Origin of the sequence: Acinetobacter sp. yr461, from assembly GCF_900110445.1 — a bacterium.
Taxonomy (GTDB): domain Bacteria; phylum Pseudomonadota; class Gammaproteobacteria; order Pseudomonadales; family Moraxellaceae; genus Acinetobacter; species Acinetobacter calcoaceticus.
Map to the genome: position 1 here is coordinate 273921 of NZ_FODU01000002.1, position 26938 is coordinate 300858.

The window sequence follows — 26938 nt, forward strand, 5'->3', positions numbered from 1 at the left end:
TAATATCTTGATAACAAACCTCTAACTCACTCAACTTTATAAAGGTATCTTTCATGTCAAACGTAAATCAGCTTATTTGGTTTCGTCAGGATTTGAGAGTTCGGGATCATGCTGCGTTATGGCATGCCTGCCAACAAGGCCCTTCGATTGGGTTAATTATTTTATCGCCTGAACAATGGAAAATACATCACGATGCACCTATAAAAATTAATTTCTATTTACGCCAGCTTCAACAACTTAAAAAAGAATTAGAGCAGCTTAATATTCCACTTATCATTCAAGTTATTCCCTACTGGAAAGATATTGCAGACTATATTTATAAACTCGCTCAACAACTCTATATCGAAAATGTTTACTCAAATATAGAAGTAGGTGTGAATGAGTTGAAAAGAGATAAAACTGTACAACAAGCTTTAAATCAGCAGAGTAAAGAACTTTTTTTATTTCATGACCGTACGATTTTCCCTTTACGTTCTATTCGTAATCAGTCACAGCAACCGTATCAAGTTTTCAGTGCATTCAAAAAAGCATGTTATTCGAAACTAGATATAAGTGGCTTGCCTCAGTGCTATCCAATTCCTGAGAAACAAAATGCCTATCCGCAGTCTTTTTCAAATATAAAAAGTTTAGATCTAGAAGATGTTGAAGCTTTTTTTGACTCATCAATTTCGAAAGAGCAACAAGACTTATGGCCGACCGGAGAAGATTTTGCTCTGGATCAGCTCGATTTATTTATTGAAGATCATTTATCTCATTATAAATTAGAACGTGACTTTCCAAATGTAAAAGGAACTAGCCAACTTTCTCCGTATTTAAATCTTGGAGTTTTATCTATCCGTCAATGTTTACAAGCCCTTTTCCGAGCTGAACATGGCAACTTTCATCTGGCAAACGAAGGTCAGCAAACATGGTTAGATGAGCTTCTTTGGCGTGAATTTTATCAACATATTTTATTTGATTTTCCGCACGTATCTAAACACTATCCTTTTAAGAAAAATACTCAAAATATTAAGTGGGAAAATAATCAAGAGCATTTGGTCGCATGGCAAAATGGTCAAACAGGCATACCGATTATTGATGCAGGCATGCGTCAGCTACAAAAAACTGGGTGGATGCATAATCGTGTCCGCATGATTACCGCTATGTTTTTGTGTAAAAACTTACTCATCGATTGGCGAGTTGGTGAACAATGGTTTATGGAACACTTAATCGATGGTGATTTAGCTGCGAATAATGGGGGTTGGCAATGGTGTGCATCGACTGGTACTGATGCTGTACCTTACTTTCGAATTTTTAACCCTATTGCCCAATCTAAGAAATTTGACCCAAATGGAGACTATATTCGTCAATGGGTGGATGAATTAGCTCATCTAGACAATAAAATGATTCATGAACCCTACTCAACCAAAACTAATCTTCAATTGAATTATCCAAAGCCAATTGTTGATTTAAAAGAAACGCGTATCAACGCAATTGAAACATTCAAGAATCTTTAGACGCCACTTCTGTCTTTTGTGTTTATTTTTGATTAAAAAAAAACGAGAAATTTGACTATATTGTGACTTTACTCTAAAAATGATTATAAAGGGATTTATAAAAGGACAAACACAACAATAAATTCAAAAAACGTCACAGTTCATTAGAAAAGTATAAAAATTAACATTACAAAAAAAGGTAGCCAGAGCGCGCATGCAACAAAAGAACCCTGGAAGAACACTCGTCTTATGGATTATCGCAGCTCACCTCTTTATGGGAATGGTGGCATATGAGTGGTTGCCTGTAAGCTTTAGAGGAAGCTGGATTTTTATTCTTATTCTTTTAATTTCTGGTGCTTTTTTAGAAGTCGGCGCATCTTTAATTGTTGGTTTAATCGCTTTCGTAGGCGTTGCAGTATATTTTCTACTCGACCTAGGGGCGCAAACACATATTGAACGTCAGCTCCTTTTACTTTTTATTATTCCCCTTATTCCACTTTTTCTTAGTGCTGTACGCCACAATATTGAAATTAACGTTCAAAAATATCGTGATATACAGAGTTATGATCGAAATTATCGCCGTGATATTTTCCCGCTTAGCGCACTCAAATATTTCCAACGTAGTTTCTTTAAACTTCTTGATCATCATCACATACAAGACTATGAAGTCTTTGAAATTAGAATTCTCAACCGAAGCTTAATTAAAGAAATGTTAGGCGATGATGTATGGAAAACCACTCAAAATGAAATGATTAAAATTTTGAGCCAGCATCATCCACAAGAAATTGTTTTCCAGTTTGCTGATGATGATCTAGAAACGATATACAGCATTGTTATTCGCAAGAAAAAAACGGAAGAAGAACCAGAATTTATTAAAAAGCTAAAAGAAATTATGACCTTGCGGCTTGAAGTAGAATATAAAATTATTCAGATTCCACCTGAAGAGGAGATTACGTAATGTCTAATCTTCTTAATATTTGTGGAATTATTATTGCATCTAGCCAATATCCAGATGGCACTTTGCAGCAGTTCTATCGTCAATATTATCATTGTGAAATTAAAGCTGAACAAACAAAAACCGAAGTTCAGAATATTAATGACCTTTCCATGTTTTTCCCATCACAGGACACATGGTGGCCTGTCTTTACAATTGACCAGATCAGTTCGGATAGTTTTCAAAGGCTTATTCATACAGGTATAAAACCTGGCATCATATTACCAGATGAAGTTTTTAGCTTTTCTCATTATTTCTTATTAAAAGAAGCTGTCACCCAAGGTGCAATTCCCATTGTACTTTTCAAACCTGAACAGCCTAAATATTTTGCAGCAAAAGCGACATTTTCCACCGCAATTGGATTACGACCAATGGCTGCTTTTGTTTCTACAGGTTGGGATGAAAACCTAATTTCACAAACTGCGGGCAGCTATATTGTTCAGTTCAATCCTTCGATACTTCCTCTGCCCTCTAGAGAGATTAGACAAAAACAGCACTTATTTTATTCGGCTAAAAGTTTTGATGGTCATGTTTCGGGTTATGAAATTATTATCAATCCTCCTGCTGATTTACCAACCACAAATATTCGATACCCTCAACTCGGAATATCATGGCGATTTAATCATATCAATTATATAAGTACGCCCGAACATGTAAAAACTAGTTTTATTGGATACATCTTTATTGCTTTAAGCACAGTCGTAGTACCACTCGATTTGATTTTAACTAGTACCTATCCTGACCTTCTTGGTACCTTCGGCAGTTATATTTCATGGATCTCTTTGGTAGTTGGGCTGATTTTATTGTTATTGCTGATCTCGTCTATTATTAGGAGGGTTAAATCAAATGGCCCCCATTGATATTCTCTTCCTATTTGGTTTTTTGGGAATCTGGATTCCGCAAGCGTTTTGGGCATGGTTAAGCTATCAGGCTTGGAAATATTCAAAAACGGCGGAAAAAGAGTTACAGAATCTTCCCATACCAGACAGATGGCCTGTTTTGAGTGTTTTGATTCCTGCATATAATGAAGGCGTAGTGATTGAAGATACGTTACATGCAATCGCTCAACAGGATTATCCAGCCGAAGCATATGAAGTTTTGCTCATTAATGACGGTTCTAAAGATAACACCCTAGAAATTGCCGAAAATCTAGCGCAAATTTATCCTTGCATAAAAATTGTCAATGTTCCTAAAGGAATGGGAGGCAAAGGTAAATCTAGAACGCTTAATAATGGCTTACCTCATGCCAAAGGTGAACTCATTGTTGTTTATGATGCAGATAGTACACCTGAGCCTGATTGTGTCCGTCTCTTAGCTCAAACGCTAATTGCTGATAAAAAATTAGTTGCTGTAAATGGCAAAGTAAGAACCCGTAATTGGCAAGATAGTATTTTGACCCGATTTATCGCAATTGAGTTCATCTTTTTCCAATGGATATTTCAAGGCGGCCGCTGGCAACGTTTCCAACTATCCACATTGATGGGTACCAACTATGTCATTTGGCGTGATGCATTAGAAACCTTAGGTGGTTTTGATGAGAAATCATTGGTCGATGACACTGAAATGAGCTTCCGGATTTTTATCGGCCAAAAACGAATTAAATGGGTACCCTACGCAATTGGTTGGCAGCAAGATCCACCATCTTTGAGTGTATTTATTAAACAGCGCTCACGTTGGACTCAAGGTAATTTTTATGTGACTCGTAAATATTTACCTGTAGCGTTAAGAACACCTTTTCCTATCGGAATTGAAATTCTGAATAACATTATGTGCTACGTACTTTTCGTACCCGCATTACTCTGGAGTCATATTACTTTAGCCCTTGGGTTACTCGGTATTGCAGGTATTTCGGTTCCTGGTCCGTTCACATTATTGTGGGGCCTCTCGTTTTGCCTGTACGTTGCACAAATGTGGTTTACCCTATCTTTAGAAAGGGCCAAACCAGAACTCTATTTTTACTCTGTTTTATCTTATGTAACTTACTCACAAATATTTCTATTTATTGTATTTAAAGCGGCATATGACATGCTTAAAAATAAAATACAGGGCAACTCCCTTCAATGGTACAAAACGGAACGTAGCAAGGAGAAAAAAAAATGAAATACTCTTCTAATTTCTACAAAATGGTTCAAGCACTCCTTGCCAGCACCAGTTTCATGTTTGTGGCTTCTAGTTATGCAAACACATGGGAACTAGACGATATTAGTACCTCCACTAAATATACGGTCGAGCCCCATTTTTTCTATATTGGAAAAGGTGCTCAGTGGCAAAACATTCAATTTTCAAGTGATTATTCCACTGAAAGTGATACAACTTTACTCGTAAAATATGATGATAAACTCATTTATAACACTACGCTGAGTGGGGACGGTCAATTCAAATTTGATATCCCAGCAAGTCAGAGTGGCTTTCATCGTTTAGATTTTATTATTCAGCAATATGCGAAACCCACCACTCTGAATCAAACTAAGGATTCTTTTTGTTCTGAAGATATTGATCACTTAACTTATTTAAGTAATTCTCAACTCGATTTTACGCCTATTCGTAATGAATACAGTTTAAAAGACTTACCAGATGCTTTAGCTAATCCACAAGCGAGACGGCCTACTCCATTTGTTGGTATTTTAAAATATAACCGTAAAGAGATTGTAGAAGCTTCCATGCTGGCTAGATTAGCAAGTTCATGGACCTCAATAACGCCAATTGAATGGGTTGATTCAGGTCAAACTAACTTAAACCCTGAAACAAATTTTATTATTGAAGTGATTCGCTCAGCTACGCCACTCAAAGGGGGGGCTTTAGTACAAATTGCAAAACCAGCAGAAGGTGTGCCGACTCTTTCAATTACTTATCACACACCACAAGAACTCACTGCTGCTATAAATGGATTAATTAATCCCTCTTATGTGCAGCAACTTAATACAGGAAGTGCGATTTTTCCAACGACTATTTCAAACCCAGCTTGGGCCCAATTTAAGAAAATTAATACACTTGCAGACTTAGGTATTGAAGATTTCAGATTGAACCATGCTGAAAAAAACTTATTTCTTGATTTCCCAGCTGTATGGCAACCCACTGATATTTTGCAAGGACAGATCGCTCTTCGTATTCAAAGTGGTTTATTACAAGGTTCAAATATTACAGCCTGGCTTGATGGTGGGTTAGCAGGAAGTATGAAAACAGCTGACCTTGCTTCAGACCCAGTAAATCGACAATTCAATATTTTTGCAAAAGCGATTTCAAATACAACCAATTTCAGCCTAAAACTTGAAAACTCAGTGATCGCCAATTCTCAGTGTTTACCTAATGCTCATGGCTCACTCTGGATTGATACGGCCAAATCGACAGTAAAACTCCCACATAAACTCAAAAATGGAGTAGCTGCAATTTCTATGACTCTGGCCACCACTCCGACCATTGCCATTGATGACCAATCTGGCGCTTTAAATATTGCTATTATTCTGGGCCAAGTTGCTAAAAAAATGTTGTTAACAGACGCTCCTATTCCGCTAAACCTTGTACGTTTCTCACCAAATACACCTCAATCCATAAATGTCCGTGTGAATAAAGATATTTATCGACAACAGGTATTAATGCATCAAGATATTATTTATGCACCTGCTGCTGTTAATGGTTTTATTGTGAGTTATAACAATAACCGTTTTGATGTGATTACCGACTCAGAAGGTGGTGCACAAAGCTTTATGCATCTTTGGGAGAAAATACAACATAAAATTCCAAATAACGTGACAAAAATGTTGGTTTCAGAAAATGGAAATATTTATGTTTTACAAAAACTCATTGTCGGAAATCAAAAAGCGCCTTTAGTCCAACAATCTTCTTTCTTCTTATTAGTTGTGATTATCTCTGCAATTATGATAATAATTATCTTCTTGTGGTACTGGTTAAGACGAAATAATGAAAAAACAGATACCAATTAAAATAGCTACTTTTATTATTTTAATTATATGTAGTGTTATGGCTGGTGCGGGGTTGTTCAGACATCAAGGACAAGCCCCACATATTGAAGGAATTTTTTGGCAACCTGACAATAACACGACCCCACCAGAAGGAAACTGGCACTATTTGGGTGTTAACACATTTGTTCCCCAGTGGTCTGTTGTTGAGTCTAAATCATGGTGGAAAGAGTCAAACTTTCCTCAATGGGAAAAAGCAATTAATTTAGAAAAAATTAAACAAGAGCCGTGGGCTAAAAATCTAATCTTGGGTTTAGCAGGTGAATATAATGAACCTAAAGCTCGAGCAAATGTAACTGAGTTAGGCGAAAAATCTGCCGAAATTATAAAAGAGCAAAAAACGGTTCCTAAAGGTTATTATTTTCCCGTGGAAGCAGATCCAACTTGGTTAAGAGTAAGTGCTTTAGGTGAAGTTTTAACTAAACTTCCAGTACCAGTCTGGGTGAGTATTTATAGTGGTGAAAGCGAACCCGAACATTATGATTTATGGGTTAAAAGCTGGTTACCGGAACATAACGGTGTTTTCTTCCAAGATGGGGTTGGCGTAGGTGTAAGGTCCCCTCAGCAAGCCAAACATATTTTAGACCAGCTTGAACAAAAGCTTGGAAAAGATAAAGTCATTATAGTGCTAGAAGCTTTTAGAGTTAAAAAAAATGGACAATTTAGAGCTGCCTATCCTTGGGAAATTATTTCTCAACTGAAAGCATATGAAGGAAAAACTGTCTATATTTTTGATGGTCCTCACTATATGAACCGTTGGTGCGTCAATATTGTGAGCTTGTGGTATCGCCTCACTTATGGTGGTAAGAATACCTCCATAAGTGAGAATAAATCTTTAACTCATAATTATGCTAATTCATAAGATTTAGCAATTTGGTCAAGAATACGCCGAGCAGCTTGCCCATCACCAAATGGATTTTCTACATGCGCCATTTTTTCATAGTGCTGTTGGTCGGTGAGTAACTTTTCGGCTTCCTCAATAATTCTTTGTTGGTTGGTCCCGACCAAAACACCTGCTCCAACTTCAACAACTTCAGGCCGTTCTGTGGTATCTCGCAAGATTAAAACGGGCTTATTAAATGATGGGCTCTCTTCTTGTAAGCCACCCGAATCTGTCAAAATAAATGTAGATCGGTCTATGACTGCCAATAAACTTGGATAGTCTAATGGTTTAACAAGATGGATTTGGGGATGATTTTTAAACTTATTATGTACAACATCATGCACGGCAGGGTTTAAATGAACTGGCCAAATAAAATGTAAGTCAGGATGCCCCTTTGCTAAATGCTCAACTGCATTACAAATGTTTTGAATTCCTTCACCAAAGTTTTCACGGCGATGAGCCGTAATAAGCACAACTTTGTCATCTTGCTTTAATTGAATTCCATAAGGTTCAAGCTGGTTCTTCAAACCAGATTTTTCAGAAATTAATTTGCGCCCTAAATACACAGCATCTACAACTGTATTGCCTGTAACCGTAATGAGTTCTGGCGAAATTTGTTCATTGAGTAGATTTCTCTTTGATTGCTCAGTTGGGGCAAAATGCCATTTTGTAATACGGGAAACTAACTGACGGTTCCCTTCTTCAGGAAAAGGATGATCTAAATCATAAGAACGTAAACCCGCTTCGACATGCGCAACAGGTACTTTCATAGAGAACGCGACTAAACCTGCCGCTAAAACAGTCGTTGTATCCCCTTGGATAACAATTGCATCTCTTTTTTGACCATCTGTATATACCTGTTCGATTTGACTCAAACCATGTATTAATAACTGATTTAAACTTTGTCCCGCATTCATAATTTTAAGACGATGATCAATTTCAACCCCAAAGAAATCTATCGCATCCCTTACCAACTCATCATGCTGCCCCGTAAAAATAACCTCAACTTGAAAACGTGAATCTTGTTTTGCCAATAAAATAACAGGGGCAAGTTTGATTAATTCTGGACGGGTGCCAAATACAATAGATATAAAAATTTTCTTCATTTTAGAAATCCTTATAAAAAACGAGTTCTACTCGCGTATTGTTGTAATGATCTTTCGTATCTATTGGCACATCTTTAAAGTAATTGCCATATAGTCGTTCAACACGTAATTTTATAGGTTGATAATTAAAAGGCTGCCACGAAATACCGGGGCCATATTCAAATAAATTATTGTAATATTCATCTTTACTATCGGCTAAGCCATGCAATTTCACATAAGCTTGGACAGTTCCATTCTCACCTTTATAGACATTTAAACCCGTACGTAATCGTAAATCCCCAATAACGTTATAATCTTCTCTAGAATAAGTTGCCGCGTTACCATACAAGTCGGTGAAATAATCATTAAAGCAAAGTGAATTATTACAATTATTTTGAGAATTCCACTCTTGGTAACCCGTAACGCCACCCACTACACTTTCACGAAATTTATCTCTATTACGGTCAATCAGATCGTAACTTCCGCCAACTTCTAGATATGCACGCACAGGGATTGAAGTCCAAGGTTGATAATTAGCACCCACGCCTAGCGTCACTGCATTTTCATCAATAATTTCAGGACGTACCCCGCCTTGAGATTGAGTGTCACGGTTTAAGTTTAAAAAGCCATATACTTGTGCTCGACCATTATCAAAGTTTTTACCGTAACGGGCTTTGAGTGGGAAAATCACATCGTCATAACGTGACTCATATGAAGGCGCAAAATAAACATCACGGAAGTAAGTTTTCACCTCGCCCCCGCTCAGGTTTTTTACTGCCTGTGTCGCTTTATTGGCAATATCAGCATCTTTAGATTGTGTAAGCTCCTTGAAAACTACCAAAGCTTCTTTATTATTTTTTTGCGAATTGAGTAGATAGGCTTCTTGTAGTTTTAAAGTGTCATCTGCTGGATCTAATGCCTCCGCTTTTCTTAGACTTTGCAAAGCGGCGTCTTGTTTACCTAATCTAATCTGTAAATAGGTTAAGCTTTTCCATACCTTAATATCTTGTGGTGTCATCTCTCCGAGTTCTAATAATAACTTCTCCGCATTTTCAGGTTGAGTCTTCTCAATTTTATAAAATTGGTCCCATTTATCATAAATCGGGTTACCGGGTTTATATTCCTGATTAACGATTTCTTGGGCAAATGTAGTTTCAATAGTTAAGAAGCCTAAAGTTGGACAAAGCGAACCGATAACGATAAAGGAACGAGTTAGAGATTTTATTGTTTTATTGTTCATTGAGACCTCTAGAGTAAATTGGATAGAATCTATGCTTAGAAACAAAGTTCAAATTTAATCAATAAATATTATAATTAAGCTCATAAATTACACTATTTGGGGTAACTGGATGGGTTCCATAAGTTATTCATTTTATCTCCTTTTATATTATGTTTTGAAAAGCGCTTATCTGATTGTTTTTCCTATAATGACACATTTTTTAATCGTATTATTGTAAATTATCTTATAGGATAAGATAAAAATAAATAACTAGAATTAGGTAAAGATATGTCCTTTTCCCAACACCCAGAACATCATTTTATTCACCGTTCAGGTTGGTTAAGAGCCGCCGTTTTAGGAGCTAATGACGGGATTATTTCTGTTACTAGTTTAATTATGGGAATGGCTGCAAGTGGAGCGTCTGCTCATACTCTTTTTATTGCCTGTATTGCTGGTTTAATTTCTGGTGCAACTTCCATGGCTGCTGGAGAGTATATTTCTGTAAAGTCTCAAGAAGATATTGAAAAAGCAGACTTAAAATTTGAGGCACAAGAACTAAAAAAACACCCACAACGGGAACTGGATGAGTTAACCCAAATTTATATAGCAAGAGGTTTGGCACCTGATTTAGCAAGGCAAGTTGCCATACAACTCACTAGCCATGATGCTTTAGGTGCCCACGCCCGTGATGAAATTGGTATCCATGAAAATACAGCTGCAAATCCAATTCAAGCAGCTCTTGCATCGGCTAGTTCATTTTCATTTGGTGCATTGTTTCCTATGCTCGCTATTTTAATCAGTCCAGACATTTGGGTTGAAAAAATGGTCTTATTATTTGGCATTATTTCATTAGCTTTTTTAGGTGCCCTATCGAGTCATTTTGCAGGTACTTCTAAACTTAAAGGTAGTCTACGTATTACTCTATGGGGAATTCTGGCAATGGCTTTTTCAAGCTGGATCGGCTCTTTGTTTCATGTTACTCCACTTTAAAAAACCAGAACTTATGTAAGTTCAAGAATTAAATATTTAAAAACTAAATAGCCAATATTATTTGCTCTTGATTCAAATTCCACGTTATGGTGAACATAAAGAAATGAGGTGAATAAAATGACCCTGTTACAACAACTTGAAATTAAACATCCAATTTTTCTTGCCCCCATGGCAGGTGTATCTACCCCCGAACTTGCCGCGGAAGTTTCTAATCAAGGGGGACTTGGGTCATTAGGACTCGGAGCAAACACGGCTCAAAGTGCGCGCGAACAGATTTTAAAAAACCAAACGCTTACAGAGAAACCTTTTCAGGTTAATTTTTTCTGCCATCAACCAGAGCAACTTAATCCTCAAACTTCAGCACAATGGATTGAATATTTACGTCCACAATTTGAAAAGTTTGGTGAGCAACCTCCTCAAAATTTGAACTGCATTTATCCAAGTTTTCTTGATAATGATGACTTTTTAAATGTCGTATTAGAAACAAAACCTAAAGCTGTTAGTTTCCATTTTGGCATTCCCCATTCACATCAAATTCAGGCTTTAAAAAATGCAGGAATTTTAACGATGGTTTCTGCTACCAATTTAGTTGAAGCACAAGCTATTGAAGCAGCTGGCGTAGATATTATTATTGCTCAAGGTATTGAAGCAGGTGGTCATCGTGGAATCTTTAATAAAACCTTTGATGCAGCCATCAAAACCAGCGATTTAGTCCAGCTTATTGTACAACACTGTAAGTTGCCTGTAGTAGCTGCTGGTGGGATTATGAATGGAGCACAAGCGCGACATATGTTGAGCTTAGGAGCTGCGGCTGTTCAACTCGGGACCGCTTTTGTTCAATGTCGATCATCCAATGCATCTACTGAATATCGTAAAGCTTTATTTAATGAACCAGTAACACAAATTAGTGCGAGTCTTTCTGGTCGTCCAGCCCGTGGTCTATTGAACCACTGGCATACACAAATTGATTTACCAAATCGCCCTCCTCAACCAGAATATCCATATACCTATGACTTAGCGAAGCAATTAAATTCGATTGCAAGCAAACATCAAGACTATGGATATGGTGCTTTTTGGGCCGGTAGTAATGTATCGCAAATAAGAGAGCTAGATGCTGCTGACCTGATTAACCAGTTAGTGGTAGAAATATTAGAAGATGAGTAAGACTTTAAAAGCCAGTGTAGATACTGGCTTTTTTATTTAATGAGTTTGCAATAAATTAATTTGCTCGACTTGGACATCGCTCATCAAATCACCTTGAGCCAATAACTGATTAAAATAGTTTTCAACCACTATTGCTTGCTCAGCCGTACTTTCAACTTTATACATATTTTGGCGGAATTCGTTACTTGAACGTAATCCTTTTGTGTACCAAGCAATGTGTTTACGGGCAATACGGCAGCCTGAATATTCACCATAAAATTGATAAAGTTCTGATAAATGTCCAAGTAACACCTGCTTAACTTCTTCAATATTAGGTGCCGCTAGATGCTCTCCAGTTTTCAAATAATGAGCAATTTCACGAAAAATCCATGGACGACCTTGAGCAGCACGACCAATCATAATTGCGTCAGCACCAGTGTAATCGAGTACATATTTAGCTTTTTCAGGGCTATCAATATCCCCATTCGCAATAAGTGGAATATTGATTAATTCTTTGACATGTTTTATCAAATCATACCGCGCTGTATTTAAATACATATCTTCACGTGTACGACCATGTAAGGCGAGTGCAGCAATTCCTGCCTCTTCTGCTCTTTTTGCTACCCTTAAAATATTTTCTTGACCATTTAAAAAGCCCAATCGGGTTTTTAGGGTAACAGGAACATCAACAGCAGCAACCACCGTATCAAGAATTCGTGCCACCAAATCTTCATCTTGTAATAAAGCTGAACCTGCGAGTTTATTACATACTTTTTTGGCAGGACATCCCATATTAATATCAACAATTTGGGCGCCATTTGCCACTTGATGACGTGCAGCCTCAGCTAACTGCTCAGGATCAGAACCCGCAATTTGTGCAGAGATTGGAGCAAGTTCCCCATCAAAATTTGCACGGTAGAGGCTTTTCTTGCTCATCTGCAAAGTCTTATCGGCAGTCATCATTTCACTGACTGCATGGCCTGCGCCAAAATACTTACAGAGCGTTCTAAATGGACGGTCAGTGACCCCCGCCATAGGAGCAACGATTAAATTATTTGACAGTTGATAGGGACCAATATACATATATATTCATACAATTGATGATCAACATAGTATACTTCATCCGCTTAATCGGCTCATCTTTTTATGCAGGTGCTTTCCTCGCCATGAACAAACCGTTGTCTTCCCGTTTTTTATTAAAATCATTCGGTATGGCTGCCGTGTGCATGAGTTTAGCTGCTTGTGGTGATAAAGCTTGGTGGTCAAACAATGATGAGCCTGAACTAGAAAACAAACAGATTAAACGTCTAATTCCATCGCGTGTACATGACCGTGAATCATGGGCTAAAGATATTGACGACATTATGAAAGACTTGGATATTCCTAAAACCAAGAAAAATGTCTGTAGTATTGTGGCAGTAGTAGATCAAGAATCTAACTTTGTCGCCAACCCTCAAGTGCCAGGATTAGGTCAAAAAGCAGTTGAAGAAGTTAGTACGCGTTTAAATGAAAAATTTGAAGATAAGCTTGGCAAAACGATTGGTGGAACAATTGCTGGTTATTTTGAAGAAGTGCTAAAAACTCAGCCTTCTCCTAATAACAACTATATGAGCCAAATGCGTAAAGTTAAAACCGAGAAAGACCTCGATTTACTTTATCGAGAAATTTTCGATTTTATGGCTAAGCATTACCATGTGAGCGCATTAACGGGTGCAGCAAAATTGGTTGGTCAAGATATTGGCGAGAAAATGAACCCTATTACGACCTTGGGTTCTATGCAAGTCCATATTAATTATGCGAAAGCCAATAAACGCTCAAGTATGAGTACCGCTGCACTTCGTGATGACTTATATACGGAATATGGCGGTTTATATTATGGCATACATCGTTTAATGGTTTATCCAGCTAACTATGATAAAGCCATTTATCGATTTGCAGACTATAACTCAGGCATGTATTCTAGCCGTAATGCTGCATTTCAAAGCATGCTAAAGGACCTAACAGATACAGAAATCAGTCTTGATGGCGATCTACTTCTTTACACAAAAGATGGTGATCCGCGCCCGACTCAGAGCCAGTCAGAAAAAGAACTGATTACTGTATTTGCAAAAAATAATGTATTAGTTACGGCCAGACAAATTCGTGATGATCTTAAATTAGAAAAAGAGAAAAAGTTTGAAAGTACACAAACCTATATTGCCCTGACTAAACTTTATAAAACGAAGACAGGTAAAGAACCTATCTATGCAATTATGCCGCAAGTCGTTATTTCTGGGCCAAAATTAAGTCGTGACTATAATACCAACTGGTATGCAACCCGCGTAAACGGACGATATGAATCATGTATGCAACGAGCGAAACGAATAAGACTATAAAAAGTCTCGCCCTGTTCGATTTTGATGGAACCTTGTGTAGCAAAGACAGTTTTACAGGGTTCATCTTTTATGCTTTATCTAAGCGCCACATTGTTAAGCAAGGCTTAAAAATTCTGCCATGGATTCAAGCCTACTATCTTAACTTTTATCCAGCCCATGCTATGCGCGCCAAGTTATTTCGCAGCATGTTCAAAGATACCTCCGCAATTGAACTGCAAAGATTAGGTGAAGAATACGCACAAGAGCTAGTCTCTGCGCTCTCACCTGAACTTTTCGCACAGTTACAACACCACCAGTTACGTGGTGATCGTGTGGTACTGGTTTCTGCTTCAATCGATGTCTACCTTGCCCCACTGTGCAAGTTACTAAATATCGAATTAATTTGTACTCAAACTCAAATTAAAAACGGCATAGTGACGGGTTACTACTCCACCCCAGATTGTAGTAGTGAACAAAAGAAATTAAGAGTACATCAGCAATATACGCTACAGCATTATCATCAAATTTATGCTTACGGTAATAGCTCAGAAGACCTAGACATGTTGAGTCTCGCCACACATCCGTACATGGTGGGTGAAGATCGTGTTCTACCTCGTTTAACGCCAGAAAAAAAGCTCGCATAAAGCGAGCTTTTTTAATTTTACAACAATCTAGTAAATCGCCATATGATCACGATGAATCATTTCAAGTGAACGAGCTTCACCAAGCACTTGATAAACCTTATCAGAGGCTAAGCCTTTAATAATCTCAGCAGATCGTGAGCTAAAATTCACTCGACCCACTGCAATACGTTTACCTTGTTTATCGACACATTCAACTACATCGCCACGATCAAAATGTCCTTCAACAGTTTTAACCCCAACAGGAAGTAAACTGCGATGTTTCAATTTAATCGCTTCAACAGCACCATCATCAATTACAAGACGGCCTGCTGTCTGTAAATGAGCAGCGAGCCACTGTTGATGAGCAGTCATACGGTCTTTATCTGTAGTAAACAACGTACCTAGCATTTCACCCGCCATCGCACGTGATAAGACATTATCACTTTCACCACTTGCGATGAGCGTTGGACAACCCGACTTAGCAGCTAAACGTGCGGCACGAACTTTAGTCACCATACCACCTCTGCCAAGCACACCGCCACCGCCAGCCATTTCGAATAAAACATCGTCCATAGCACGAACAGTAGAGAGTAATTTAGCATCAGGATTATGACGTGGGTCTGAGTCAAACATACCCTGCTGATCCGTTAAAATGATCAGCAATTCTGCATGAACCTGACCTGCAACCATCGCAGCTAGAGTATCGTTATCACCAAAACGGATTTCATCGGTAGATACCGTATCATTTTCATTAATAACCGGAATCACACGCCAATCAATCAAGTTTTGCAAAGCATCACATGAGTTTAAATAACGACGGCGGTCCGCCAGATCATCATGTGTCAGTAAAACCTGAGCAGTACGAATACCATGTTCTTCAAGCACACTAGACCAAGTATGAATTAAACCCATCTGCCCAATCGCAGCACAGGCTTGTAGACTGGGTAGATCGGTGGGTCGACTCGCAAGCTTCATACGAACCATACCTTCTGCCACAGCTCCTGAAGACACTAAAATAATTTCGTGTCCGGCATTGTGTAGATCTGCAATCTGTTTCGCCCAATGCGAAATAGCATCCAAATCTAAACCTTGCCCATTGGCTGTGAGTAAAGATGATCCGATTTTAACAACGATTCGTTTACACTCACTGAGCTGACGTTGCCCATCGACCACTTCTATCATGTTTTCCTCGGTTTTCTAGTCACGAACGTAGACGCTTTCTACATCATTGTCGTCTTCATCATCGTCAAAATCATCATCATCGCCTAACATGCCTTCAAGACGTTGTGCTCGACGCATAGCGCGATATGCTTCTTTTGCCGCAATGGTTTGTTCACGTGTTTCAACTTCTAGTTGTTCACGGAAAGCTCTTACTTCTGCTGCATATTCAGGATCTTCAACTTCGCGTTCACGTTGTTGTTCAAGCTGATCCATGAGGTAATACACAACCTCTTTCGTTCCTTCACTTAATAAGCCCGATGTCTTAAAGACAGGTCCAGTCCACTCTAGTTCATCTAGAATATGCTGACACCACTCTTCACGACTTTCTTCAGCAATCTGATCAAGTTTATTCAGTACTAAAACAACTGGTAGTTTAGCCAAAGTAGGTGAAAACTTAACTAACTCGTTCATAATTGCTTTTGCATTATGCGCCGGATCTGAACCATCAATTGGCTGCACATCAATAATGTGTAAAAGGATACGCGTACGTGCCAGATGTTTAAGGAAACGAATTCCCAAACCTGCACCTTCTGCTGCACCTTCAATCAACCCAGGAATATCGGCCATTACAAATGAACGATGACGGTCAGCATCTACAACACCTAGATTTGGAACCATGGTTGTAAATGGATAGTCTGCCACTTTTGGTTTTGCAGCACTTACAGCACGAATAAAGGTTGATTTACCAGCATTTGGCATACCCAATAAACCAACATCTGCCAATACTTTTAATTCAAGGCGAATTTCACGAAACTCACCTTTTATACCAGTCGTACATTTACGCGGAGCACGGTTAGTTGATGATTTAAAGTGGGTATTCCCCAAACCACCATCACCACCACCTGCAACCAGAATTCTTTGGCCGTCTTCAACCAAATCGCCAATAATATCGCCTGAATCTGTATCAACAATTGTTGTACCAACAGGTACTTTTAAAACCACATCTTCACCACCACGTCCGGTACAGTTAGCACCTGCACCATTCTTTCCGCGCTCAGCACGGAACTTACGTGTGTAACGGTAATCGACTAGCGTACTCGTATCATCATCAGCTTGAATATAGATACTTCCACCACGTCCACCATCACCACCATCTGGACCACCAAATGGTACAAATTTTTCACGGCGAAAACTGGCTACGCCATTGCCACCGTCGCCAGCCTCTACGGTAATGACTGCTTCATCAACAAAGCGCATCTGCCAATCCTCTAAAAACTCTAAAACCGCCTATTCTGCCATATTTTCATAAAATTCTCGAATATAAAATGGGACAATTCCTATTTATAACGATCTGTTTTTATATTTAAGTCATCAGAAGCATTTTAGATCCACAAATACAGCTTATATTGAAAATAAAATGCAGGATGACTATTTAATTTTTAAGGATGAACATTGCGTAGAGGTAAGGTCATTTGCATATCAAGATTTGCTTTTGTTTTTGGAACCGAATTATACATAATGGCATTAAATGAAGAGACATTCCCCATTTCCATAGGGTCATTCACTTGTAGACTTGGTTTAAACTGATGTTTAACCGATAAATTTACTGGCTCATCGAATTCAAAATAAACAGGACCATCAAAAACAATTTTAATCGGAATGGTATAACTACGCTTTAACTGAAAAGGCACATCTAACTTTATGGGGATATCAAGTTTAAGTGGAAATTTAGGTAACAACTTATTTTGATAGATCAAGTCTGTAGTTGTTTCAAGAGGCATAACCTGATCAATTTTTAGAGTCGTTGTATAATCAACATTTACTGTAACGGGTGTCTCTACAGCAAAACTGATATCTGCTAAATATTTCCCTTTCAGCGGTAGAGTCAGTTGGCGGTCTATATCCAATGTTGTATCAAGTTTACCAATAGATTGGACTTGCAAAGTGTTGCCAACTTGAATCTTTGTTTCTAAAGAGTCAGGTAAACTAATATCTGCGTTATGAGCCGAAACCACTACATTTGCTTGAATATTGAGGTATACCCAAAACATAACAGCGGCAAGTATCATCATTAAAATGAAACTGATGAGCATACTCTTGAGTGAACGAAACATTACCATCCACCCTATTGATCAGCTGTCGTCTGCGACGTTTCTGAACCTACCACCCGATTTAATCGCATACTGGACAGAGGAATTTTTAACTCACCATTTGCAATCTTCACAGGTAATGTATTTTTCACATCAACCGAAGCATTTAGCGCTGTTTTAACAGGGACACTCAAATTACCCTCAATTGGAATATTTGTATCTAATCTTGCTTTTAGAGGAATATGTAAATTTTCTTTTAATACTGTCCGCACTGGCGCATCAAATTTCAAATGAACCCTTTGCTCAAGCGGAACATTAATATCAATCGGAACATCAAGTTTTAATGGAATTGATCCCTTTAACGGTAAGGTAATATCGCGCCCCAAAACTCTGACTTGAACCTTGGTATCAATTGGTAAATTTTGCTCAACTTTTAATACTTCTTTGACAGGAATTGTTGTGCTAATCGGCACCATATTATCGAAATAAACACGCGGAGTTAGCGTTTGTGTTAATGGAATATTCAATTGCTCATCAATTGGAATACTGGCATTTACCCGCCCTTTTACATCCACATTTAAAGCATCTTGTACTTTAACCTTAACCTGTAGAGGTTCTTGCAAGTCAATAGCAACTGCCTGATTCTTCAGTGGAATATAAATATTAAAATGCTTAAACACCCATATTGCAATGAGTACACCACATAAATTGGCAATAATGATAAATATAAAAACGACCAACAAACGTTTAAACTGCGACAATTCCAATCCCTTACTATTTTCTTTTTTTCCTTAATTCATATTCTCATTTATTTACAAAAAATAGTCAGCATATATTTTGTACGGTTGTAAAAAAACCCAGTCTAAACTGGGTCTTTTTGTGAAAATCTTTTATAGATCGTTAAATGATCTTAAGCATTCAATTCTGCTGGGATTTTTTTGTAGCTTACGCCGCACATTTGTTCAGCGATACGTAATACCTGACAGCTATAACCTACTTCGTTATCGTACCAAACATAAGCAGTTAAACGGTTACCAGAAGTAATCGTTGCTTGAGCGTCATATACACCAGCAGTACGAGAACCGATAAAGTCACTCGATACAACTTCAGTCGAGTTGGTATAACCAATTTGACCTTGAAGGCTAGAGTTAATTGAAATTTGACGAATGTATTCGTTCACTTCTTCGCGATCAATTTCTTTATCAAGCGTTAAGTTCAAGATAGCAAGAGATACGTTTGGTGTAGGAACACGTACAGAGTTACCAGTTAACTTACCTTTTAATGCAGGTAATGCTTTAGCAACTGCTTTAGCTGCGCCAGTTTCTGTAATTACCATGTTTAAAGTAGCAGCACGACCACGACGATCTGCTTTATGGTAGTTATCAATCAAGTTCTGGTCATTTGTAAATGAGTGAACAGTTTCAACATGACCATTAAGAACTTTATATTTGTCATCCAATACTTTAAGAATTGGAGTAATTGCATTTGTTGTACAACTTGCAGCAGAGATGATTTTGTCTTCATCTAAGATGTCTGTGTTGTTTACGCCAAATACAACGTTTTTCATTTCGCCTTTACTTGGTGCAGTCAATACAACACGTGCAACGCCTGGGCATTTCAAGTGTTGGCTTAGACCTTCAGCATCACGCCATTTACCAGTATTGTCGATTAAAAGTGCATTTGAAATACCGTATTCAGTATAGTCAACTTCACTTGGGCTAGATGCATAAATCACTTTAATGAAGTTACCATTAGCAATGATTGCTTCGTTTTCTTCATCAACAGCAATTGTGCCAGCGAAAGTACCGTGAATAGAGTCACGACGAAGTAAAGAAGCACGTTTTGCTAAATCGCCATCAGAAGATTTACGCACAACAATTGCTTTAAGGCTTAAACCACGACCTAGACCTGATTGGCTAATAATTAAACGAGCCAAGATACGGCCAATACGACCAAAACCATAAAGAACGACATCTTTAGGTTGTTCAGAAGTTGCGCTACCTTTGATTGACTCAACTGCTTGAGCAACAAAAGCATCAACATCACCGCCTTTTTCTTTATATTCAACAGCAAGTTTACCGATATCAACTTCTGCAGAACCAATATTTTCAAGCTTAGCTAAAGCTTCTAAAATTGGGAATGTATTTACAACAGAAAGCTCAACGTCTACAACACGTGTACGACGGTGAGTTTTCAAAATTTGGATAACAGAACGGTTAATTAAAGAGCGACCGTAAACAGATACGACAATATTTTTTTCACGGTATAATTGTCCAATTAATGCAATCATACGTTCCGCGATTTCTTCACGGTTTTTCCAACGGCCTTGGTGTTCAGCATGCAGGGCGATGATAGTGTCTTTGCTCACAGATACGTCCTCTAATTAATTATATCTAGGCGTGATTTTTTAAACCCCGTAATTGTAATGGAATTATTGGCAAGAATGAATCAAAAGCTGACGTTAGTGATTAGATTTTCCTAAAATTCATCATAAATTCATAAAATACCTATAATTATTTTTTATTATTTTATTGTTTAAAGCAGCTAAATTTTTGCTTTTTCTTACTTTTTAGATTCTGCTCCTCTAATCAAGCTCATCATTTTTTAATCTTTTTTGATATTTCGCGATGTTGAGCTGCAAATTTTTGGCTTTTTGACGTTGCTGATAAAGGTGAACGGCACCTTCTAAAACGAGTATAAATACTGCGCACCAAATCGGAATATAAGTGAACCATTCTTCTTGGCCAATACCCTCCCCTAAAACTAAAGAAGCGAGAGCAAGTAATACAGGTTCTAAATATCCTAAAAGTCCAAACACGACTAACGGTAAAAAGCGACTTGCCAGAATATAACTTCCTAAACCAATAGCACTTAAAATTCCAAGCCCAACAATGACCAAAGCAAGACTCGGCTGGTCTATAAATTTGCTATAAGGGAGTAAACCCGTATGGGTCAAATAAATCGCAATCGGTAGAATAATGACTAAGTCCCACCAAAAACCGCCTAAATTGTCTGTTTTAATGGTCTTACGTAATAAAAAGTAGGCAGAATAACCAACTGCAACTAGTGCAGTTTCCCAAGCAATACTTCCTAAACGCCAGATCTCATGGCCGACTCCAATGACTGCAAGAATAATTGCGACCCATTGAAATTTTGATATTTTTTCGCCATACAGCACACTTCCAGCCAAGACAAGAACAAGCGGCAATAGAAAGTAGCCTAAAGATACTTGTAAGCCACGCCCATGCATAGGCCCCCATAAAAACAGCCAAAGTTGTACTGAAGTTAAAACAGAGGTTGTGATTAACAACAATAATAAAGACGGCTTTGCCAAAATACGCTGGTAGATATTTTTTATATATCCTAAATCACCGCTCCACCACATAAACAAAGTGAGAACTGGTAGTGTTGCAATAATCCGCCATCCAAAAGTCTGTTCACTATCAAGCTGACTTAACAATTGAGTATAAAAATAAAGTACACCAAAAGTGATAGATGCCATGACAGACAAGCTCACGCCCTTAAACATCATCACCCTCTTATACTTTAGTAAAAACAGCTCACCACAATACTTGATTTATCCACTATAAAAAAGAAAAAACCATGTAAAAACATGGTTTTTTATTAATCAGACATCTACAGTTATTCTTTATGTTCTGTGCGAATAATATCGCGAATATCAAAACCTAATGTTTTTGCATAATTTAGATATTCATCAACCACTTCTTGTTCAGGATGAGGTGTTCTTGATAACACCCAAAGATATTTACGAGAAGGTTCTCCTACTAAAACAGTTTGATAGTCTTCATCTATTTTTAAAATCCAGTAATCTCCACGAATGACTGGAATCCATCTCACAGCTTCTGGTAAGAAACTCACCTTCAATTTCGTGTTGTATGGCGGATTTACGACAAAGGCTTCACCAATAGATTGCTGTAATTGTTTTCTATTGTCATAACAGCGATTATCTACAACCACATTTCCATTTTCGTTTAAGGTATAAGTTGCAGATACGTTGTAAGCACATTTTTTTTGAAAAAAAGCAGGCTTACGGGCGACTTCATACCAGACACCTAAATATCGGTCCAGTTCAACTTTATAAACGGTTTGCAAAGGTTTCGGCTGAGCATAGACATACGTTCCAACAGCTAAACCAGCCAAAACAACACCGCCCAACGCAATTTTAGCCAAACGCCAACTGGCTTGCGGAACATTATTTCGAAATGCCATTGTTGCCCTCAACGATTAGTTGTGAATACAAAAGAACTCAAACATCTACAGTAGCTTGTTTTTTAAACACATTATGTAGCGTTATGTATTCGTTTATTGCAACATTTGCGCTTTTAATCGAATGATTTCATCACGTATCCGCGCTGCCTGCTCGAACTGTAAATCTTTCGAGGCCTTTAACATATCTTTTTCAAGCTTAGTAATATGCTTACTAAACAGTTTAGGATCTGAAAGAATATGTCTTTCATCGGCACTCAATGCTTGTGCTTGCTCAAGTACTTTTTCATCAATCTCATCGTCTGAAAGTATCTCACCCGAGTCAATTTCTTTGATGACCTGACGAACAGCACTACGTGGCGTAATACCATGCAACTCATTAAATTCAATTTGTTTGGCTCTACGGCGATCAGTCTCATCTATTGCTTTTTGCATAGAATCGGTAATTCGGTCAGCATATAAAATTGCTTTACCTTTCACATTACGCGCAGCACGACCAATCGTCTGAATGAGTGAGCGTTCTGAACGTAAAAAGCCTTCTTTATCTGCATCTAAAATAGCCACCAAAGAAACTTCAGGCATATCCAGACCTTCACGTAGCAGGTTAATGCCGACTAAAACATCAAAAACACCTGTACGTAGTTCATGAATAATTTTGACGCGTTCAACCGTATCAATATCTGAGTGGAGATAAGCGACCTTAACGCCATATTCTTTTAAATAAGAAGTCAGGTCTTCTGCCATACGCTTGGTTAAAGTGGTAATTAATACCCGTTCATTCAAGTTTTTACGAATATTAATTTCAGAAAGAACATCATCTACTTGGGTTAAGACAGGACGAATCTCAATTTCAGGGTCGATTAGACCTGTTGGACGTACCACTTGTTCAACGATTTGATCTGACTTTTCTAATTCATATTTAGCAGGTGTTGCACTTACAAAAATGGTCGTCGGTACAATACGCTCCCACTCTTCAAATTTCATCGGACGGTTATCAAGCGCACTTGGCAAACGGAACCCATAATTTACTAAGTTTTCTTTACGTGACCGGTCACCTTTATACATCGCTCCAATTTGCGGAACAGTAACGTGTGATTCATCAATAATGAGCAAAGCATCTTCTGGAATATAGTCAAATAAAGTCGGCGGTGCTTCACCAGACGGACGTCCTGACAAATGACGCGAATAGTTTTCGATACCATTGGTATAACCCAACTGTTGCATCATTTCCAGATCGTAACGTGTCCGTTGCTCAATACGCTGTGCTTCAAGCAATTTGTCATGTTCACGGAAGAATTTAAGCTGATCTTGTAATTCATCTTTAATTGTATCAATGGCACGGGTCAAATGATCTTTTGGTGTCACATAGTGGCTTTTCGGATAAATCGTTATCCGAGAAACTTTACGAACCATTTTACCAGTTAGCGGGTCAAACCAACGGATTGAATCGACTTCATCATCAAATAGTTCAATACGAATCGCATGTTGATCAGATTCCGCTGGGAAAATATCAATAATTTCGCCGCGAATACGATAAGTACCACGTAAAAATTCAAGTTCATTACGCGTATATTGCATTTCAACCAATCGGCGGATGATTTCATCGCGGCTTACTCGGTCGCCCTCAACCACATGCAGCAACATTTGCATATAAGCATTCGGGTCACCCAAACCATAAATTGCAGAAACCGATGCCACAATAATTGCATCACGACGTTCTAATAAAGCTCGTGTTGCTGATAAGCGCATCTGATCAATGTGATCATTAATGGCTGAATCTTTTTCAATAAACGTATCCGAAGATGGAACGTAAGCTTCTGGTTGGTAGTAATCGTAATAACTTACAAAATACTCGACCGCATTATTGGGGAAGAAAGATTTGAACTCACCATAAAGCTGTGCAGCCAAAGTTTTGTTATGAGCCATCACAATTGTAGGTCGCTGTGTTTGGGCGATCACATTTGCCATGGTATAGGTTTTACCTGAGCCCGTTACCCCTAGCAATAACTGATTACGAAAACCATGCTCGATACCATTGACCAGCTTTTCAATTGCCTGTGGCTGATCACCTGCTGGCTGATAATGAGTGACCAAATCGAAAGGTTGATTTTCGTTCAAAGTTATCTCTCTTTATGAAAAAATTGAATTTAACGTCTCCCCCATTAATGGGGATTTTTATCTTAATTTAAAGTGCAAATTGAGTTGGAAATTCAATGTAAAAGATTAAGCATCTTAACACTTGACCAATACCCTAATCAGTTGCAACATGAAGCTATCCATTAAATAAAAAGCATAACCATGACCTATCAATATCATGATGAAAGTATTGTAACCGAACTTCCCGAAGATACAGTTTTTGTATTTGGAAGTAACCTTGCTGGACAGCACGGTAGCGGTGCAGCACGCGTTGCCAGTCAACACTTCGGTGCAGTCGAAGGTGTAGGTCGCGGCTGGGCTGGTCAAAGCTTTGCAATTCCCACCTTAAATGAACATATTCAACAAATGCCTCTTTCACAGATTGAGCACTATGTTGAAGATTTTAAGATATATGCAAAAAATCATCCTAAAATGAAATATTTTGTCACGGCTTTAGGTTGTGGCATCGCAGGTTATAAAGTTTCTGAAATTGCGCCACTATTTAAAGATATTCATCACAACGTTATCTTTCCAGAATCTTTTAAACCTTATGTTGAAGATAATGCAGTTTCTGAATTTCCGACATTAACTCAAAAGATGGTAAAAAGTTTCATTAATGATGAGGTTATTTTTTACTTTAATCATGGAAGTGAATCTTTTGAAGAAGCCTTAGATAAAACAGATTTATCAAGTGCCGAAAAAGCCATTGCTCTTATTGTTTTAAATGAAGAGCTATACCCTCGGGATCGTTATGGACGAGGCCGTGATCATGAGCTGAGTGATATTTTAGGAAAGCTCAATGGTAAAATTTTTGACCTGCACGGAAACTCTGAGGGCGCCATGATTTTTGTAAGTGCTGTGGTTGCACTCATGGAACTTTATGATTTTGATGAGCAAGACTTTATCAAACTCTGGCGTGGTGAAAAGAATATTGACCACCCTATTAATCGTTAATTTTTCTTATAAATTTATGAGCTAAGCGGATAATATCTGCTTTCTCATTATTTTATTTTCACTTACATTTAATCTTTATATTTTTAATTATTCTAATAGATTTAAGTTCTTTAGCTTCCCAAATTCTAATTTTTCTCATTATACTTTAAGGCAAACTGAATACTTAAAGAAACATATGGAAACTTTAGATTCTTCAATTTTTGACCTTAGCCCAATTCCAATGTGGATTGAGGATTTCAGTGAAGTTAAACAACAATTTGATTTATGGAGAAATCAAGGTATTGAAAACCTCCATGAATTTTTAAGTCAAAATAAAAACTTAATCAGTGAATGTGCACATAAAATTAAAATTGTTCGTGTTAATCAAAAAACATTAGAACTTTTTGAAGCAAGAACTCACGAAGAGCTATATTCGAATTTAAATCTTATTTTTAAAAAAGAAATGTTCGAATCACATATTCATGAACTGGAAGAACTATGGAATGGTAAAACTCACTTTTCAAGTACGACTGTAAATTACACCTTATCAGGCAAACGTATTGATGTTCAGCTAAGAGGTTCTATTTTACCCGGCTCTGAATCGACCTTTGAGCGTGTATTAATTACCACCGAAGACATTACGCCCTATCAAAATGCACTTCGTGAGGAAGCAAAAAATCGTCGATTAGCTGAGTCTATGTTTATCTATTCACCCACTTCTCTTTGGGTCGAAGATTTCAGCCGTATAAAAAATAGAATTGATCAACTCAGGTTATTAGGTATTGAAGATTTTAGAACTTTTCTAGATGTCCATCCTGAATTTGTCCGTCAGTGTGTAGAAGATATTCTAATTTTAGATGTTAATCAGGCAACTCTTGATTTATTTAAGGCTCCTGATAAGTCGACACTTTTAAGAAATACACATAAGATTTTTGCTGAAGAGATGATTGAAACTTTTCGGGAACAACTCATCGAATTATGGCAAGGTAATATTCATCATAAGCGTGAAGCCATTAACTATGCTTTAGATGGGCAAATGAGAAATGTCTTACTTCAATTTACTGTTTTCCCAGGTTATGAAGACACTTGGGGACTGGTACAGGTTGCACTGACCGATATTACGGCGCGAAAAAAAGCGGAAAACTATCTTGAATATTTGGGGCAGCACGATGTCCTGACCAAACTATATAATCGCGCTTTTTTTACAGAGGAATTGAACCGTTTAAACCGAAGTATTATCCGACCTGTTTCTTCAATTTTCTTAGATATGAATGGATTAAAAGAAACAAATGATCAGTTTGGTCATGATATTGGGGATGGCTTATTGCGTCGCGTCGGAAATATTTTAAGTCAGGCCATTTTAAATACAGCATATACGGCTTCTAGAATAGGTGGCGATGAATTCGTAATTTTAATGCCAGGGGCAGATGAGGCGAATGTTCTAATTATGCTTCAAACCATTCAAGAGCTTTTTAATATCGACAATCAATATTATTCAAGCCACCCAATTAGCATTGCAATTGGACATGCAACCACTCAAACAAATGAACAAATTGAGGACATGTTAAAGCGAGCTGACCATCACATGTACCAAAAGAAAAAAAGCTATTATCAGGAAATTTTATTTAATCAATAAAAAAACAGGCAT

At 37.8% G+C, this 26938-nt stretch carries 22 protein-coding genes and 1 pseudogene; 12 read left to right on the forward strand and 11 right to left on the reverse strand.

Going from position 1 to position 26938, the window contains the following annotated elements:
* The first annotated feature begins 53 nt into the window (after positions 1-53).
* The 6 genes from BMW38_RS05725 to BMW38_RS05750 all read left to right on the forward strand — a co-directional run bounded on the left by BMW38_RS05725 (position 54) and on the right by BMW38_RS05750 (position 7308).
* Positions 54-1496, forward strand: coding sequence for a cryptochrome/photolyase family protein (locus tag BMW38_RS05725; protein WP_092706490.1), 1443 nt, complete (start codon positions 54-56; stop codon positions 1494-1496).
* 193 nt (positions 1497-1689) lie between these two features.
* Complete coding sequence (locus BMW38_RS05730) at positions 1690-2433, forward strand: hypothetical protein (RefSeq protein ID WP_092706492.1); 744 nt, start codon at positions 1690-1692, stop codon at positions 2431-2433.
* Positions 2433-3329: a hypothetical protein gene (locus BMW38_RS05735; protein ID WP_092706494.1), complete on the forward strand. Its 897-nt coding sequence runs from the start codon at positions 2433-2435 to the stop codon at positions 3327-3329. The genes BMW38_RS05730 and BMW38_RS05735 overlap by 1 nt, the downstream gene beginning before the upstream one ends.
* Positions 3316-4569 carry a glycosyltransferase family 2 protein gene (locus BMW38_RS05740; protein ID WP_092706496.1) on the forward strand — a complete coding sequence of 418 codons (1254 nt, stop codon included), beginning with the start codon at positions 3316-3318 and terminating at the stop codon, positions 4567-4569. The genes BMW38_RS05735 and BMW38_RS05740 overlap by 14 nt, the downstream gene beginning before the upstream one ends.
* Positions 4566-6410 (forward strand): hypothetical protein, encoded by a 1845-nt coding sequence (locus tag BMW38_RS05745; protein ID WP_092706498.1) that lies wholly within the window; start codon positions 4566-4568, stop codon positions 6408-6410. Before BMW38_RS05740 ends, BMW38_RS05745 begins: the two co-directional genes overlap by 4 nt.
* Entirely contained in the window at positions 6388-7308 is a 921-nt protein-coding gene (locus BMW38_RS05750) for a hypothetical protein (RefSeq protein WP_092706500.1), read from the forward strand. The genes BMW38_RS05745 and BMW38_RS05750 overlap by 23 nt, the downstream gene beginning before the upstream one ends.
* Here BMW38_RS05750 and wecB read toward each other — a convergent pair.
* Positions 7293-8435 carry a non-hydrolyzing UDP-N-acetylglucosamine 2-epimerase gene (wecB, locus tag BMW38_RS05755; RefSeq protein ID WP_092706502.1) on the reverse strand — a complete coding sequence of 381 codons (1143 nt, stop codon included), beginning with the start codon at positions 8433-8435 and terminating at the stop codon, positions 7293-7295. The two genes, BMW38_RS05750 and wecB, sit on opposite strands and share 16 nt — an antisense overlap.
* A 1-nt stretch (position 8436) precedes the next feature.
* Positions 8437-9654 carry a tetratricopeptide repeat protein gene (locus tag BMW38_RS05760; RefSeq protein ID WP_213031104.1) on the reverse strand — a complete coding sequence of 406 codons (1218 nt, stop codon included), beginning with the start codon at positions 9652-9654 and terminating at the stop codon, positions 8437-8439.
* 267 nt (positions 9655-9921) lie between these two features.
* On the opposite strand from BMW38_RS05760, the gene BMW38_RS05765 reads away from it, so the two are divergent.
* Positions 9922-10623, forward strand: coding sequence for a VIT1/CCC1 transporter family protein (locus BMW38_RS05765; protein ID WP_092706504.1), 702 nt, complete (start codon positions 9922-9924; stop codon positions 10621-10623).
* 117 nt (positions 10624-10740) lie between these two features.
* Positions 10741-11787 carry an NAD(P)H-dependent flavin oxidoreductase gene (locus BMW38_RS05770; RefSeq protein WP_092706506.1) on the forward strand — a complete coding sequence of 349 codons (1047 nt, stop codon included), beginning with the start codon at positions 10741-10743 and terminating at the stop codon, positions 11785-11787.
* A 36-nt stretch (positions 11788-11823) separates the two neighbouring features.
* On the opposite strand, the gene dusB is transcribed toward BMW38_RS05770, so the two are convergent.
* The gene (gene dusB / locus BMW38_RS05775) at positions 11824-12849 is read right to left on the reverse strand and encodes a tRNA dihydrouridine synthase DusB (RefSeq protein WP_017387890.1); all 1026 of its coding nucleotides are present in this window, start codon (positions 12847-12849) and stop codon (positions 11824-11826) included.
* Positions 12850-12932: 83 nt separating this feature from the next.
* Between dusB and BMW38_RS05780 the strand changes: the two genes are divergently transcribed.
* Entirely contained in the window at positions 12933-14141 is a 1209-nt protein-coding gene (locus BMW38_RS05780) for a DUF1615 domain-containing protein (protein WP_213031105.1), read from the forward strand.
* Positions 14108-14764, forward strand: a complete 657-nt coding sequence (locus tag BMW38_RS05785; protein WP_092706508.1) for an HAD-IB family hydrolase — start codon at positions 14108-14110, stop codon at positions 14762-14764. Before BMW38_RS05780 ends, BMW38_RS05785 begins: the two co-directional genes overlap by 34 nt.
* Positions 14765-14791: 27 nt before the next feature.
* On the opposite strand, the gene proB is transcribed toward BMW38_RS05785, so the two are convergent.
* The 8 genes from proB to uvrB form a co-directional block, all read right to left on the reverse strand.
* Positions 14792-15925 carry a glutamate 5-kinase gene (gene proB, locus BMW38_RS05790; protein ID WP_003650349.1) on the reverse strand — a complete coding sequence of 378 codons (1134 nt, stop codon included), beginning with the start codon at positions 15923-15925 and terminating at the stop codon, positions 14792-14794.
* A 15-nt stretch (positions 15926-15940) separates the two neighbouring features.
* Complete coding sequence (cgtA, locus tag BMW38_RS05795) at positions 15941-17161, reverse strand: Obg family GTPase CgtA (RefSeq protein WP_045125832.1); 1221 nt, start codon at positions 17159-17161, stop codon at positions 15941-15943.
* Positions 17162-17343: 182 nt separating this feature from the next.
* On the reverse strand, positions 17344-18018 hold the full coding sequence (locus BMW38_RS05800) for a hypothetical protein (protein WP_209734166.1): 675 nt from the start codon (positions 18016-18018) through the stop codon (positions 17344-17346).
* An 11-nt stretch (positions 18019-18029) separates the two neighbouring features.
* Positions 18030-18755 carry an MFS transporter gene (locus BMW38_RS05805; RefSeq protein WP_213031106.1) on the reverse strand — a complete coding sequence of 242 codons (726 nt, stop codon included), beginning with the start codon at positions 18753-18755 and terminating at the stop codon, positions 18030-18032.
* Positions 18756-18904: 149 nt separating this feature from the next.
* Positions 18905-20362: a glyceraldehyde-3-phosphate dehydrogenase gene (locus BMW38_RS05810; protein WP_003650341.1), complete on the reverse strand. Its 1458-nt coding sequence runs from the start codon at positions 20360-20362 to the stop codon at positions 18905-18907.
* 216 nt (positions 20363-20578) lie between these two features.
* The gene (rarD, locus tag BMW38_RS05815) at positions 20579-21526 is read right to left on the reverse strand and encodes an EamA family transporter RarD (protein WP_092706510.1); all 948 of its coding nucleotides are present in this window, start codon (positions 21524-21526) and stop codon (positions 20579-20581) included.
* A gap of 110 nt (positions 21527-21636) precedes the next feature.
* Positions 21637-22224 (reverse strand): lipocalin family protein, encoded by a 588-nt coding sequence (locus BMW38_RS05820; RefSeq protein ID WP_004643647.1) that lies wholly within the window; start codon positions 22222-22224, stop codon positions 21637-21639.
* A 93-nt stretch (positions 22225-22317) separates the two neighbouring features.
* A complete protein-coding gene (uvrB, locus tag BMW38_RS05825; protein ID WP_092706512.1) occupies positions 22318-24339 on the reverse strand; it encodes an excinuclease ABC subunit UvrB in 2022 nt (673 codons plus the stop codon).
* Positions 24340-24519: 180 nt separating this feature from the next.
* Between uvrB and BMW38_RS05830 the strand changes: the two genes are divergently transcribed.
* Together BMW38_RS05830 and BMW38_RS05835 are read left to right on the forward strand one after the other, a co-directional pair.
* The gene (locus tag BMW38_RS05830; protein ID WP_005045867.1) at positions 24520-25311 is read left to right on the forward strand and encodes an A1S_2505 family phage non-structural protein; all 792 of its coding nucleotides are present in this window, start codon (positions 24520-24522) and stop codon (positions 25309-25311) included.
* Between the two features lie 175 nt (positions 25312-25486).
* A pseudogene (locus tag BMW38_RS05835) lies at positions 25487-26923 on the forward strand (sensor domain-containing diguanylate cyclase); the annotation flags it as partial.
* Positions 26924-26938: the final 15 nt, after the last annotated feature.

Coding starts and splice junctions, on each gene's coding strand:
- dusB (WP_017387890.1), bottom strand. CDS start 12,849: ATGTATATTGGTCCCTATCAACTGTCAAATAATTTAATCGTTGCTCCT.
- BMW38_RS05765 (WP_092706504.1), top strand. CDS start 9,922: ATGTCCTTTTCCCAACACCCAGAACATCATTTTATTCACCGTTCAGGT.
- proB (WP_003650349.1), bottom strand. CDS start 15,925: ATGATAGAAGTGGTCGATGGGCAACGTCAGCTCAGTGAGTGTAAACGA.
- wecB (WP_092706502.1), bottom strand. CDS start 8,435: ATGAAGAAAATTTTTATATCTATTGTATTTGGCACCCGTCCAGAATTA.
- BMW38_RS05770 (WP_092706506.1), top strand. CDS start 10,741: ATGACCCTGTTACAACAACTTGAAATTAAACATCCAATTTTTCTTGCC.
- cgtA (WP_045125832.1), bottom strand. CDS start 17,161: ATGCGCTTTGTTGATGAAGCAGTCATTACCGTAGAGGCTGGCGACGGT.
- BMW38_RS05725 (WP_092706490.1), top strand. CDS start 54: ATGTCAAACGTAAATCAGCTTATTTGGTTTCGTCAGGATTTGAGAGTT.
- BMW38_RS05760 (WP_213031104.1), bottom strand. CDS start 9,654: ATGAACAATAAAACAATAAAATCTCTAACTCGTTCCTTTATCGTTATC.
- BMW38_RS05750 (WP_092706500.1), top strand. CDS start 6,388: ATGAAAAAACAGATACCAATTAAAATAGCTACTTTTATTATTTTAATT.
- BMW38_RS05800 (WP_209734166.1), bottom strand. CDS start 18,018: ATGTTTCGTTCACTCAAGAGTATGCTCATCAGTTTCATTTTAATGATG.
- BMW38_RS05730 (WP_092706492.1), top strand. CDS start 1,690: ATGCAACAAAAGAACCCTGGAAGAACACTCGTCTTATGGATTATCGCA.
- BMW38_RS05785 (WP_092706508.1), top strand. CDS start 14,108: ATGTATGCAACGAGCGAAACGAATAAGACTATAAAAAGTCTCGCCCTG.
- BMW38_RS05735 (WP_092706494.1), top strand. CDS start 2,433: ATGTCTAATCTTCTTAATATTTGTGGAATTATTATTGCATCTAGCCAA.
- BMW38_RS05820 (WP_004643647.1), bottom strand. CDS start 22,224: ATGGCATTTCGAAATAATGTTCCGCAAGCCAGTTGGCGTTTGGCTAAA.
- BMW38_RS05745 (WP_092706498.1), top strand. CDS start 4,566: ATGAAATACTCTTCTAATTTCTACAAAATGGTTCAAGCACTCCTTGCC.
- rarD (WP_092706510.1), bottom strand. CDS start 21,526: ATGATGTTTAAGGGCGTGAGCTTGTCTGTCATGGCATCTATCACTTTT.
- BMW38_RS05740 (WP_092706496.1), top strand. CDS start 3,316: ATGGCCCCCATTGATATTCTCTTCCTATTTGGTTTTTTGGGAATCTGG.
- BMW38_RS05780 (WP_213031105.1), top strand. CDS start 12,933: ATGAACAAACCGTTGTCTTCCCGTTTTTTATTAAAATCATTCGGTATG.
- BMW38_RS05830 (WP_005045867.1), top strand. CDS start 24,520: ATGACCTATCAATATCATGATGAAAGTATTGTAACCGAACTTCCCGAA.